Source organism: Kaistia terrae (assembly GCF_026344005.1).
Taxonomy (GTDB): domain Bacteria; phylum Pseudomonadota; class Alphaproteobacteria; order Rhizobiales; family Kaistiaceae; genus Kaistia; species Kaistia terrae.
Genome location: NZ_JAPKNH010000002.1, coordinates 523079 through 536172, shown reverse-complemented (window position 1 = coordinate 536172; position 13094 = coordinate 523079). Strand labels below are relative to the sequence as shown.

At 63.5% G+C, this 13094-nt stretch carries 12 protein-coding genes and 1 tRNA gene; 10 read left to right on the top strand and 3 right to left on the bottom strand.

What is annotated here, in order from left to right; all coding sequences use genetic code 11:
* Positions 1 to 128: 128 nt before the first annotated feature.
* The 8 genes from glpD to OSH12_RS07640 all read left to right on the top strand — a co-directional run bounded on the left by glpD (position 129) and on the right by OSH12_RS07640 (position 8151).
* The gene (gene glpD, locus OSH12_RS07675) at positions 129 to 1679 is read left to right on the top strand and encodes a glycerol-3-phosphate dehydrogenase (protein ID WP_266342938.1); all 1551 of its coding nucleotides are present in this window, start codon (positions 129 to 131) and stop codon (positions 1677 to 1679) included.
* Between the two features lie 27 nt (positions 1680 to 1706).
* A complete protein-coding gene (locus OSH12_RS07670; RefSeq protein ID WP_266342937.1) occupies positions 1707 to 2792 on the top strand; it encodes an ABC transporter ATP-binding protein in 1086 nt (361 codons plus the stop codon).
* Positions 2793 to 2803: 11 nt separating this feature from the next.
* A complete protein-coding gene (locus OSH12_RS07665) occupies positions 2804 to 3895 on the top strand; it encodes an ABC transporter ATP-binding protein (protein ID WP_266342936.1) in 1092 nt (363 codons plus the stop codon).
* A 2-nt stretch (positions 3896 to 3897) separates the two neighbouring features.
* Positions 3898 to 4767: a carbohydrate ABC transporter permease gene (locus OSH12_RS07660; protein ID WP_266342935.1), complete on the top strand. Its 870-nt coding sequence runs from the start codon at positions 3898 to 3900 to the stop codon at positions 4765 to 4767.
* A 128-nt stretch (positions 4768 to 4895) separates the two neighbouring features.
* Entirely contained in the window at positions 4896 to 5672 is a 777-nt protein-coding gene (locus OSH12_RS07655; protein WP_266343344.1) for a carbohydrate ABC transporter permease, read from the top strand.
* Positions 5672 to 5953: a DUF2160 domain-containing protein gene (locus OSH12_RS07650; protein ID WP_266342934.1), complete on the top strand. Its 282-nt coding sequence runs from the start codon at positions 5672 to 5674 to the stop codon at positions 5951 to 5953. Before OSH12_RS07655 ends, OSH12_RS07650 begins: the two co-directional genes overlap by 1 nt.
* Positions 5954 to 6026: 73 nt before the next feature.
* Entirely contained in the window at positions 6027 to 7763 is a 1737-nt protein-coding gene (locus OSH12_RS07645) for an ABC transporter substrate-binding protein (RefSeq protein ID WP_266342933.1), read from the top strand.
* A gap of 199 nt (positions 7764 to 7962) precedes the next feature.
* Positions 7963 to 8151, top strand: coding sequence for a hypothetical protein (locus tag OSH12_RS07640; RefSeq protein WP_266342932.1), 189 nt, complete (start codon positions 7963 to 7965; stop codon positions 8149 to 8151).
* A 95-nt stretch (positions 8152 to 8246) separates the two neighbouring features.
* On the opposite strand, the gene OSH12_RS07635 is transcribed toward OSH12_RS07640, so the two are convergent.
* Positions 8247 to 8507, bottom strand: a complete 261-nt coding sequence (locus tag OSH12_RS07635) for a hypothetical protein (RefSeq protein WP_266342931.1) — start codon at positions 8505 to 8507, stop codon at positions 8247 to 8249.
* 242 nt (positions 8508 to 8749) lie between these two features.
* On the opposite strand from OSH12_RS07635, the gene OSH12_RS07630 reads away from it, so the two are divergent.
* Positions 8750 to 8825, top strand: a tRNA-Ile gene (locus tag OSH12_RS07630).
* Positions 8826 to 9050: 225 nt separating this feature from the next.
* Here OSH12_RS07630 and OSH12_RS07625 read toward each other — a convergent pair.
* Together OSH12_RS07625 and OSH12_RS07620 are read right to left on the bottom strand one after the other, a co-directional pair.
* The gene (locus OSH12_RS07625; RefSeq protein WP_266342930.1) at positions 9051 to 10565 is read right to left on the bottom strand and encodes an FGGY-family carbohydrate kinase; all 1515 of its coding nucleotides are present in this window, start codon (positions 10563 to 10565) and stop codon (positions 9051 to 9053) included.
* Between the two features lie 38 nt (positions 10566 to 10603).
* A complete protein-coding gene (locus tag OSH12_RS07620) occupies positions 10604 to 11476 on the bottom strand; it encodes a MurR/RpiR family transcriptional regulator (protein WP_266342929.1) in 873 nt (290 codons plus the stop codon).
* A 266-nt stretch (positions 11477 to 11742) separates the two neighbouring features.
* On the opposite strand from OSH12_RS07620, the gene OSH12_RS07615 reads away from it, so the two are divergent.
* The gene (locus OSH12_RS07615) at positions 11743 to 13071 is read left to right on the top strand and encodes an ABC transporter substrate-binding protein (RefSeq protein WP_266342928.1); all 1329 of its coding nucleotides are present in this window, start codon (positions 11743 to 11745) and stop codon (positions 13069 to 13071) included.
* The last annotated feature ends 23 nt before the right edge of the window (positions 13072 to 13094 follow it).

Genomic DNA, 13094 nt, shown 5'->3' with positions numbered 1-13094 from the left:
GAGCCATTGCGCAGCGATGCCAGCCACTTAGAGCCCCCTTCCCGGCGCGTCGACACCTTTCGAAGCTTTCGCTTGACCCGCATTACCTTTCGTTTATCGTTCATTTTTAGTTTCGTGATGAACTTATTATGCTGCACTGCACAGGAGACTGCCGGACTTTGCCCCTACTCGATCTCTTCATTATCGGTGGCGGAGTAAACGGTTGCGGCATTGCCCGCGACGCGGTCGGTCGTGGCTACAGCGTCGGCCTGGCCGAGATGAACGATCTGGCGAGCGGCACCTCGTCCCGCTCGACCAAGCTGGTGCATGGCGGCCTGCGCTATCTCGAATATTACGAATTCCGGCTGGTGCGGGAATCGCTGATGGAGCGCGAAGTGCTCTGGGCCAGCGCGCCGCACATCATCCATCCGCTGCGCTTCGTGCTGCCGCATCACAAAGGTCTGCGCCCGGCCTGGCTGCTGAGGCTCGGCCTGTTTCTTTACGATCATCTCGGCGGCCGCAAGCTTTTGCCCGCCACCAGGACGATCGACCTGACCCGCGATCCGGCCGGCGCGCCGCTCAAGGGCGATTTTCGTCGCGGCTTCGAATATTCCGATTGCTGGGTCGACGATGCCCGCCTCGTGGCGCTGACCGCCCGCGACGCCGCCGATCGTGGCGCGCAGATTTTTACGCGAACGCGCGTGAGCCATGTCGAGCGCATCAACGGTCATTGGCGCATCGCGCTCGAGGATATGACGACGGGCGAGACCCGGCATGTCGAGGCCAGGCTGCTGATCAACGCCGCCGGCCCCTGGGCCGACCGCGTGCTGCGCGGCATGGCGGGCGCCGATGCCGGCCACCATGTCCGCCTCGTGCAGGGCAGCCACATCGTCGTGCCGAAGATGTTCGATCACGACCGCTGCTACATCTTCCAGAATGCCGATGGCCGCATCATCTTCGCCATTCCCTATGAGGATGATTTCACGCTGATCGGCACCACCGACCGTGACTACAAGGGCGACCTCAGCGAGATCGAGATCTCCGAGGAGGAGACCGAATATCTCTGCGCGGCGGCGAGCGAGTATTTCAAGAAGCCGGTGCTGCGGCCTTCCGTGGTCTGGAGCTATTCCGGCGTCCGGCCGCTCTATGACGATGGCGCCGACAGTGCGCAGGCGGCGACCCGCGAATACGTGCTGAAGGTCGACGGCGCGGCCGACGCGCCAAAGATCGTCAACGTCTTCGGCGGCAAGATCACAACCTTCCGCAAGCTGTCCGAGCATGTGCTGGAGCATGTCGAGGCGATACTCGGCAAGCGCGGCCCGGCATGGACTGCCAGGGCGACGTTGCCGGGCGGTGATTTCCCCGTCGACGGCGTCGAGGCGACGATCGCTACGCTGGCCACGAGATATCCCGCGATCAACCGCGCGTTGATCCGCCGGCTCGTCCGCCACTACGGCACGCGGACGCGAGACATTCTCGGCGCAGCGCGGAACGAGGCCGAACTCGGCCGCGCGTTCGGCGCGGGCCTCACCGCCGCGGAAGTTCACTATCTGATCGATCAGGAATGGGCCCGGACCGCTGCCGATATCGTCTGGCGGCGGAGCAAGCTCGGTCTTCGAATGACGGCGACGGAGATCGCCGCGCTCGACGATTACATGCGCAGCGCATTGCAGGAAAGACTACCGACAGCGGCCCAATAGAGGGCCGTTTCGGGCGCGGGAGGAACCATGCTCGAACTCAGACAGGTCACGAAGAAGGTCGGCGCGGCAACGCATATCGAGGATGTCTCTCTCATCCTCGAAAGCGGCTCGCTCAACGTCCTGCTGGGCCCGACGCTCGCGGGCAAGACCTCCCTGATGCGCCTGATGGCCGGCCTCGACACGCCGACCAGCGGCGACGTGTTCATGAACGGCGTCAAGGTCACCGGCCTGCCGGTCCAGAAGCGCAACGTCGCCATGGTCTACCAGCAGTTCATCAACTACCCGACGTTGACCGTCTACGAGAACATCGCCTCGCCCTTGCGCGTCGCCGGCGTCGACAAGACCGAGATCGACCGCCGCGTGCGCCAGACGGCAGAGCTGATGCGCCTGACGCCGATGCTGAAGCGCACCCCGCTTGAGCTTTCCGGCGGCCAGCAGCAGCGCACTGCGCTCGCCCGCGCCGTGGTCAAGAAGGCCGATCTCGTCCTGCTCGACGAGCCGCTCGCCAATCTCGACTACAAGCTGCGCGAGGAACTGCGCGCCGAACTGCCACGCCTGTTCGCCGAAACCGGCGCCATCTTCGTCTACGCGACGACGGAGCCGACCGAGGCGCTGCTTCTGGGCGGCAGCACGGCGACGCTTTCCAAGGGACGCGTCACCCAGTTTGGCCCGACGACCGAGGTCTATCGCCGCCCGGCCGACCTGACCACCGCGACCACCTTCTCCGACCCGCCGATGAACACGTTGCGCGCCACCAAGACCGGCGACCGCATCACCGTCTCGGATGGCTCGACACTGCCGGCCACGGGCCGGCTCGGCCGCCTCGCCGATGGCGCCTATCTGTTCGGCTTCCGCCCGCACGATTTGCATCTGGAACCGACCGCCACGGACACGATCTCCGTGCCGGCGACGGTTGCGATCACCGAGATCACCGGGTCGGAAAGCTTTGTCCATCTCGACGCGCCGGACGGGCGCTGGGTCGGGCTGATCCACGGCATCCGACCGATCGAGATCGGCGCCCGCGTCGAGGTTCGGCTCGATCCGGAACGCTTCTTCGTGTTTTCGGCCGATAGCGGCCGCGCCGTCGTGACGCCGCCCGCGATGGCGGCCTGAGGGGATTTGAGATGGCCAGGATCGACCTTCGCAATCTCGCCCACGCCTACGGACCCAACCCGCAAGGCCCGAGCGGCTATGCGCTGAAGCCGCTGAACCACACCTGGGAAGATGGCGGCGCCTATGCCCTGCTCGGCCCCTCCGGCTGTGGCAAGACCACTTTGCTCAACATCATTTCAGGGCTAATCACGCCGAGCCACGGCCAGGTTGTGTTCGACGGCGTCGACGTCACCTCGATGCCGACCGAGGCGCGCAACATCGCGCAGGTGTTCCAGTTCCCCGTCATCTACGACACGATGACCGTCTACGACAATCTCGCCTTCCCGCTGCGCAACCGCCGGGTTCCCGAGCCCGCCGTCGATGCCCGCGTCCGTGAGATCGCGACCATGCTCGAAATGACCGACGTGTTGGACAAGCGAGCGCGCGGCCTTACCGCCGACGCCAAGCAGAAGATCTCGCTCGGGCGTGGCCTCGTGCGCTCCGACGTCGCCGCCATCCTGTTCGACGAGCCGCTGACGGTGATCGACCCGCAGCTCAAATGGCAGCTGCGGTCGCAGTTGAAGCAACTGCACAAGAAGTCCGGCTACACCATGGTCTATGTCACGCACGACCAGACCGAGGCGCTGACTTTCGCCGACAAGGTCGTGGTGATGCTGGAGGGCGAGGTGGTGCAGATGGGCACGCCGGCCGAATTGTTCGAGCGCCCGGCCCACACCTTCGTCGGCTATTTCATCGGTTCGCCCGGCATGAACGTGTTCGCCGCCGACGTCGACGGCACGGTCGCGACCGTTGACGGCACGCCGATCCGCCTGCCCCGCGCCTATGGCAAGGCGCAGGCCGATCGCAAGGTCGAGCTTGGCATCCGGCCGGAATTCGTCCGCGTCGCCCGCGGCGAGGGTTTGCCGGTGACGATCCGCAAGGTCGAGGATGTCGGCAGCTACAAGATCGCGCGACTCACCTTCGGCAATCGCGAGATCGCGGCGGTCGCGCCCGAAGGCACGGAATTCCCGGCCGACGGGGCTGGCGCCATCTTCGATCCCGCCCATCTCAATGTGTATGTCGACGGTCATCTCGTCGACGGCGCGCCGGCAAGGGAGGCGTGATCATGGACAAGCCGATCAACCAGAAGGCCTGGTTCCTCGTCCTCCCCGTTCTGCTGCTCGTCGCCTTCTCGGCCGTCATCCCGCTGATGACCGTCGTCAATTATTCGGTCCAGGACACGTTCGGAAACAACGAGTTCTTCTGGGCCGGCACGGCCTGGTTCGAGGAGATGCTACGTTCGCCGCGCTTCCATCAGGCCCTGGCGCGCAACCTGATCTTCTCCGCCATCATCCTGGTCATCCAGATCCCGCTCGGCATCGTCGTCGCGCTCTCCATGCCGCGAAAGGGCGTCGGCGTCTCGATCTGCCTGGTGCTGATGGCGCTGCCGCTGCTCATTCCGTGGAACGTCGTCGGCACGATCTGGCAGGTGTTCGGTCGCGTCGACATCGGTCTTCTCGGCCATACGCTGGAAGCGCTCGGCATCGACTACAACTACGTCCGCGACCCGCTCGACGCGTGGTTCACCATCATCATCATGGATGTCTGGCACTGGACCAGCCTCGTCGCACTGCTTTGCTATGCCGGATTGGTCTCGATCCCCGAGGCTTATTACCAGGCGGCGCGCATCGACGGCGCCTCACGCTGGGCGGTGTTCCGCTACATCCAGCTGCCGAAGATGAACCGCGTGCTGCTGATCGCCGTCCTGCTGCGCTTCATGGATTCATTCATGATCTACACCGAGCCCTTCGTCGTCACCGGCGGCGGTCCCGGCAACTCGACCACCGTCCTGTCGATCGATCTGGTGAAGTTGGCGGTCGGCCAGTTCGATCTCGGTCCGGCGGCGGCGATGTCGATCATCTACTTCCTGATCGTGCTGCTGCTTTCCTGGGTCTTCTACACCGTCATGACGAACTATGAGCGGGGCGGACAGTGAGCACCGGCGTCACAAAGAGCATCAATCTGAACGGCCCGGCCGGCACGCTCCCGGCCAGCGCGGCCAAGGCCCATGGTTTCGTCGCGCCGCCAAAAGTACGAAAACCGCTCCATCTCGGCTGGTTGGTGATGACGATCTATCTCACCTTCCTGCTGCTGCCGATCTACTGGCTCGTCAATATGAGCTTCAAGACCAATGTCGAGATCACCAATACCTTCTCGCTCTGGCCCAACAATCCGACGCTGCGCAACTACACCGTCATCTTCACCGATCCGTCCTGGTACAACGGCTATATCAATTCGATCACCTATGTGGTGATGAATACGGTGATATCGATCGCCGTGGCCTTGCCGGCGGCCTACGCCTTCTCGCGCTATCGTTTCCTCGGCGACAAGCACCTGTTCTTCTGGCTTTTGACCAACCGGATGGCGCCGCCTGCGGTGTTCGCCCTGCCCTTCTTCCAGCTCTATTCCGCCTTCGGCCTGATCGACACCCACCTCGCCGTGGCGCTGGCGCATTGCCTGTTCAATGTGCCGCTGGCGGTCTGGATCCTTGAGGGTTTCATGTCCGGCGTGCCGCGCGAGATCGACGAGACCGCCTATATCGACGGCTATTCCTTCCCGCGCTTCTTCGTGAAGATCTTCATGCCGCTGATCGCCTCCGGCATCGGCGTCGCCGCCTTCTTCTGCTTCATGTTCTCGTGGGTCGAACTGCTGATCGCCCGCACGCTGACGACGACGGCGGCCAAGCCGATCGCCGCGATCATGACCCGCACCGTCTCCGCCTCGGGGCTCGACTGGGGCGTGCTGGCGGCGGCTGGCGTGCTGACCATCATCCCCGGCGCGCTCGTGATCTGGTTTGTCCGAAACTATATCGCCAAGGGCTTTGCCCTCGGGAGGGTCTGATGAACTTCGCCTGGATGGCCTGGACGCCGCCGACCGCGATCTTCTTCGCGACGATTTTCCTGCTGCTCGTCGGCATGGGGGTCTGGGAATATGCCCGCCCCGGCGGCGCGCCGCGTGTCGGAATTCTGCGCTTCGAGACAACGCGCGGTGACCGGCTTTTCGTTTCGCTGCTCGGCAGCGCCTTCATCTGCCTCGCCTGGCTCGGCCTTGTCGGCCCGAACCTGTGGTGGGCGCTCGGCCTCTCTCTCGTCTATGCGGTCCTCGTGTTCCGCTGGGTGTGAGAAAGAAGGATGGCGCGGCCATTTTGCAGATGGCCGCGCCAAGTCGCTAGAAAAACCCTTGGGAGGATTCCACATGCGACGCAGTCTCTTAACATCCACGGCGACGATGGTCGTCATGATATTTGCTACGCCTGCCTTCGCAGATATGGACGCCGCGAAGAAGTTCCTCGACGGCGAGATCGGCGACCTGTCGTCGCTCTCGCGCGCCGATCAGGAAAAGGAAATGCAGTGGTTCATCGATGCCGCCAAGCCGTTTGCCGGCATGGACATCAAGGTCGTGTCGGAGCCGATCACCACGCACGAATATGAGTCGAAGACGCTCGCCAAGGCGTTCACCGATATCACCGGCATCAAGATCACGCATGACCTGATCGGCGAAGGCGACGTCATCGAGAAGCTGCAGACACAGATGCAGTCGGGCGAGAATATCTACGACGCCTATGTCAACGACAGCGACCTGATCGGTACGCACTGGCGCTACCTGCAGGCCCGCAGCCTGACCGACTGGATGGCGAACGAGGGCAAGGACGTCACCAATCCGGGCCTCGACATCGCCGATTTCATCGGAACCTCCTTCACCACCGCCCCGGACGGCAAGCTCTACCAGCTGCCCGACCAGCAGTTCGCCAACCTCTACTGGTTCCGGTATGACTGGTTCAACGACGCCAAGAACAAGGAAGAGTTCAAGGCCAAGTATGGCTACGACCTCGGCGTTCCGGTCAACTGGTCGGCCTATGAGGACATCGCCGAATTCTTCACCGGTCGCGACGTCGACGGGAAGAAGGTCTATGGCCATATGGACTATGGCAAGAAGGACCCGTCGCTCGGCTGGCGCTTCACCGACGCCTGGCTCTCCATGGCCGGCAATGGCGACAAGGGCATTCCGAACGGCCTGCCGGTCGACGAATGGGGCATCAAGGTCGACGAGAAGTCGAGACCCGTCGGCTCCTGCGTCGCACGCGGCGGCGACACCAACGGACCGGCCTCTGTCTATTCGGTCCAGAAATATCTCGACTGGCTGAAGGCCTACGCGCCGCCGGAAGCTCAAGGCATGACCTTCTCCGAATCCGGCCCCGTGCCGGCCCAGGGCGCGGTCGCGCAGCAGATCTTCTGGTACACCGCTTTCACGGCAGACATGGTCAAGCCCGGACTACCCGTGATGAACGCGGACGGCACGCCAAAGTGGCGGATGGCGCCCTCGCCGCATGGCGTCTACTGGAAGGACGGCATGAAGCTCGGCTACCAGGACGTTGGCTCGTGGACGATCCTGAAATCGACGCCTGAGGACCGCGCCAAGGCCGCATGGCTCTATGCGCAGTTCGTCACCTCCAAGACCGTCGACGTCAAGAAAAGCCATGTCGGCCTGACCCTGATCCGCGAAAGCTCGATCCAGCACCCGAGCTTCACCAAGCGCGCGCCGGAACTGGGCGGCCTGATCGAGTTCTACCGTTCGCCGGCCCGCGTGCAGTGGTCGCCGACCGGCACCAACGTGCCGGACTATCCGAAGCTGGCACAGCTCTGGTGGCAGGCGGTCGGTGACGCCGCCTCCGGCGCCAAGACGCCGCAGGAAGCGATGGACTCGCTCTGCGCCGAGCAGGAGAAAGTGCTGCAGCGCCTCGAGCGGGCCGGCATCCAGGGCGATATCGGCCCGAAGCTCGCCGAGGAGCACGACCTCGCCTACTGGAACGCCGATGCGGTCAAGAAGGGCAATCTCGCGCCGCAGCTGAAGATCGAGAACGAGAAGGAAAAGCCGATCACCGTCGATTATGACCAGCTGGTGAAGAGCTGGGCCGCCGGCAAGGCGCAGTAAATCTTCGAGCTATCATCGGTTCGACAAACGGCCGGACCGCGCAAGCGGCCCGGTCTTTTTTTCATGACGCGCTGCGTCTTGCGGGCGAGCTCATGGCGCCTGCCCGCTTGCAGATTGTTCGGCGAAAGTTGAACCTCTCGACGCGGCCGCCGTTGATCTTGCAGTGGTCAAAATACCGGCACGCCAAAGGAGATTTGCAATGAGCGACCCGAGAGACCTCAGCGAAACCAGCGGACGCATCGCGGTCATCCGCGAGCAGATCCGCATCGCGACCGAACAGGCAGCCGCGGAGACAGGCGGGGCTGTCGAGGAGCGGCTGAGCGAGCGGATCGCAGAACTGGAAGCCGAACTGGCCGAACTCCAGAATCGGCCGAGCCAGCCGGCCTGAGTTCCAACGACCGACCAAGCCTCCGGATGACCGACCCGATCGACCGGAGGCTATTTACCGATGGATGCGCTCCAATCGGGACAAGTGCTGCTCCCTCACGGACTGTCCTGCAACGCCGCGTCGATCATCGCGGATAGAATACGACCGGGCTTCCTGCCCTCCATGGGGCCGTTGCTGACCAACTCCCCGCGAAAGATCATCGCTTCGGTCGGAGGGCGCATGGCCTCGATTGCGGCGCGCGCGTGCGGTTCGTATTTCCGCCAATCGAGAATGAGGTCGTCGCGCGCACGGCCTGATTCCCCGGCGCTCGCCTCGCAAATCGCCATCGCGACCCGTTTGATCATCTCGTTGCTCATGATGATGCCGAACTCCTCTCGCCTCGCCATGTGCCCCTCTCGCCTTTGATAAAGAGATGGCGCTCGGCACCGTTGGCTGCAATCCTCTCCGGCGACGCATCCCGCCGCCGAAGGACCGGCGGTCGATAGACGAGCCCGCACCGGGTTGTTGCACAGGCCTCCGCATGGATTTGTCATGACCGGCTGAGGACGTGCGATCCGGGTCGACAAGCTCAGCCAAAGGCGATACGGAAAGCCCTTGGGGGCCTATAGCTCAATGGTTAGAGCCGACCGCTCATAACGGTCTGGTTCCAGGTTCGAGTCCTGGTGGGCCCACCAGTCTTTTCAATGAGTTAGCTGATACTCTAACCGCCTCGCCGTTCTACGGCAATGATTGCGGCAATCATTGAGCCCGCAGCGAGCCTGGCTGGCTATCGAATCGAGCGCCCGAAAACATGGGCCCGACCGCACCACCAGCCACTCCAGCGACCAAGGTGAACACCTTGCATGGAATGCAAATAGCCCACCCCAGCGTGCGGCAGAGGCGGGCTAGCGCTAGAAGAACTACACCAGCGCTCTATCCAATTCGCGCGAAGCGCCGATCAGCGCGTCATACAGGCCTTCATAGATCGCAAGTCTTCGCGCATAGACGCGGTGGCGATCGGGATCCGGGGTGAAGGTGACTGAATCGCGCTCGACGATCTTCTTCACGTCGGCCAGATCGGAATAGATCCCGGTGGCAAGCCCGGCCAGCAGGGCAGCGCCAAGGCAGGACGCGTCCGACGTGTCCTGCCGGCAAAGCTCGCGCCCCATGATATCAGCCTTGATCTGCAACGCCGTATCCGAACGCGCGCCGCCGCCGACAACCATCAGGCGGCGAATGGCGACGCCGGATGCGTCGAGATGGGCGAGGCAGCTTGCCTGTTCATAGGTGACGCCCTCCAGCACCGCCTTGGCGACGTCGGCGCGCTTGCTGTCGAAGGTCAGCCCGATGATCGCGCCCTTGGAATAGGGATCATTGTGGATCGTGCCGCTGCCGGTGAAATGCGGCAGGACGATCAACGGGCTCGGCTCGGGCGACAGGCTCTCCAGGATCACCTCGTAGACGTCGCGGCCGCTCTCGCGGGCCAATTCCTCCTCGCGCGCCGCGAATTCGTTCCTGTACCAGTTCAGCAAGCGTCCGCCGGTCTGGCTGCCGGCCATTGCCAGCATCTTCCCCGTTGCCACATGCGGGCAGAGCGCGACGTGGAGCGCTTCGAGATTCGGCAGCGGCGGTTCGACCACCAGCGCCAGGGCTTCGGTGGTGCCAAGCCCGTAAAAGCCGGTGCCGGCATCGATGACGCCGACGCCAAGCGCGCCGCAGGCCTGGTCGAATCCGCCTGTCACGACGGCGACGGATGCAGGCAATCCGAGCGATGCCGCCATGTCGGCATCGAGATGGCCGACAAGCGTGCCGCTCGGCAGCGCGATCGGCAGGCGATCGACGGGAATGCCCGCAGCCTCAAGGATCGTCGCTGACCATTCGCCGCGATGAATGTCGAAGGCCAGCGTGCGCGCCGCCATGGAATGATCGATCACCGGATCGAGCCCCATCCGCGCCAGCACATAATCGCCGAAGCAGAGGAATTTCCAGACGCGGTCATAGAGTTCCGGCGTCGCCTCGCGCCACCACATCATCTTGGGCAGGCTGTAGAAGGCGGTTCCCGGTTGGCCGGTGATGGCATAGATCGCCGCGTCGCCAAGCGTGGCCGAAAGCCGTTCCATCTGCGCCGGTGCACGGAAATCGGCGCTGACGGGACCGCCGGCAAGCGGCCGCCGGTCATGGCCGACGGGGACCACTGCCTCACCAAGCGCAGAGACGGCGAGCGCGGTGATGGGATCGGCGCCCGTCTTGGCGGCGACCTCGGCGATCGTTGCCGTGACATCGCGCCAGACCTGTTCGGCGTCCAGCTCCCAATAGCCCGGCTTCGGATTCAAAAGCGGATATTCGCGCCGCGCCTCGGCGAGGATCCGCCCGGTAACGTCAAACGCAATCGATTTGCAGCCGGTCGTGCCGACGTCAACACCCAGAAGGGACATGGAGAAAACCTTGGCGAGATAGGAGGTAGGGGGCGGCGTCAGGCGCCTTGCGGATCCATGCGCTTCTTCTTCAGCTCACGTTCCAGCGCTTCGACCAGTTCCGGCTTCCATGGGTGGCGCATGGCAAGACCGGCGAACAGGATATCGATGATGGCGAGTTGGCTGATACGCGACGAGATCGTCTCGGCCGCAAGCTGCGATCCGCGCAGCGCCGATATCAACGCGACATCCGCGGCGCGCGCCGCCGGTGAGGCCGAAACGCTGGTCAGGATCAGGCTGCGCAGGCGCCGCTCGCGCACCGTCTCCAGGCATTCGACGATATCGCGGGTCGTGCCGGAATAGCTGATGCCGAAGAACATCGAGCCGCGCGGTGCATTGGCGCTGATGATTGCCACCACATGCGGGTCCGAGTGGAAGCTCGACGGAATGCCCAGCCGCAGGAAGCGCTGATAGACATCGAGCGCGACGGGGGCGGAACTGCCAAAGCCGATCATGTGCACATGCGATGACGACAGGATCAGGTCGATCGCCTGTTCGATGACGGCAAAATCGAGCAGGTCGAACGTATCCGAGAGAATGTCCGCGTTGATGCGGATCACATGCTTGGCGATCGTGCCAATCTCGGTCGACGCGCCTGTATAGGCGGGCATGTCGATGCCCAGCAGGTCGGCGCCGCGCCGATGCCCCCGGCTCTCGGCCATGGCGATACGGAACTCGCGGTAGCCGGCATAGCCAAGCTCCTTGCAGAGGCGGACGACCGTGGTCTGGCTGACCTTCGCCTCATGCGCAAATTCGGCGATCGCCATCGAGGGGATCGCCTCGCGGTTTTCCATGGTGAAACGCGCCAGCTTTTCGAGCGCGTTGGAGCTGAAGCGCTCCATGCTCTGCAGGCGATGGATGGGATCTTCCATTGGCGTGGTGTCCGTTTGTGTTGACGCCATCATGGATGGAATTCGTACTGCCGTAAACACGAAAAGAAATAAGTTCCGAGCACCGACTGGCCGGAACTGGCTTAAAATCTAGGGATTGGCGTCAGAACAGTTTGGAAGCCAGTTCCTGCGAATGCCGAAATAAAGAAGTTTCGTATTGACTCGCTAAATTGCGGTACGTAATTTTCCGGCCACACGCCGACAACGGCGTTCAAAGCCGCATCAAGCGGCGCTTGCGGAGGAAACGCATGTACGGATCGATCGTGAAGCGGGCGCTATTCGCGTCCACCATGCTGCTGGGCCTGGCGTCCGGCAGCGCGCTGGCCCAGGACAAGACCGTGATCACCATGTGGGATCAGTTCTTTTCGGCCGCGCCGAACAAGTTGATGGACGAATTCGTCGCCGAGTTCGAGGCCGCCCATCCCGACGTGCAGATCAAGCGCAACGTCCTTGATACCGACTCGATCCGCGCGACGCTGCCTTCGGCCCTCGCCTCCGGACAGGGCCCGGACATCTTCTATTATGACGCCGGCCCGGCCTTCCTCGGCCCGCTCGTGCAGGCAGGTCTCGTCGCCGACCTGACGCAGGAATACGCCGCCCGCGGCTGGGACAAGGCACTGGTCACCTGGCCGGTCGAGCGCGTGACGTATAACGGCAAGATCTGGGGCGTCCCCAACGAGATCGAATACACCAACGTCTATGTCGACCTCGCCGTACTCGACAAGATCGGCATGAAGGACAAGCTGGTGCCGGCGGAAGGCCACCCGGACCTGCTGACGCTCGCCTCGCTCGACGATTTCACGGCGATGATGAAGGCAGCCAAGGATGGCGGCGTCATCCCGATCGCCTTCGGCAATCGCGATCCCGGCCGTGGCGGCCATCTGTTCTCCTATTTCCTGACGCTGACGGCCGGCAAGGACTTCGTCGACACGATCCTGTTCGGCGACGGCCGCTGGGACGATCCGAAGGTGATCGCCGCCTGGGACCTCTACAAGTCGTTCAACGATGCCGGCTTCTACCCGCCGTCGCCGAACGCCATTTCCTATGATGAAGGCAATGCGCTGTTCTTCAACGGCGGCGCGGCCAGCAACATCACCGGCACCTGGCTGGTCGGCGACATCGTGGACCAGGTGCCGGAAGCGTCCAACTTCGACTTCTTCCTGCTGCCGAGCGCCTCGAAGGATCTGCCGCTCAGCGCCGCTGCCGGCATCGGCTCGACCTTCGCCGTCTCGGACAAGTCGGCCCACAAGAAGGAAGCCCTCGACTTCCTCGGCTTCCTGATGTCGAAGGAGGCTGGCAAGCGCTGGCTGGAGCAGGCCAATATCGTTCCGCCGATCCAGGACCTCGATACGGACTCGATGAAGCTGTCGCCGATGCTGAAGCGCGTCGTCGCCGGCGCGTCCCTGCCCCTTTCCTACAATCTCGACGTCGTCATGCCAGCGGAATGGAACCAGGCCATGACGGCCGGCACCCAGTCGCTGCTCGACGGATCGTCCACGTCAGCCGCGGTCTCGGCCGCGATGCAGACAGCCTGGGAGAAGGCAAAGGCCGAAGGCAAGATCTGGAAGGCGCGCTAGCCCCTCCAGCCGAGGATCGACCG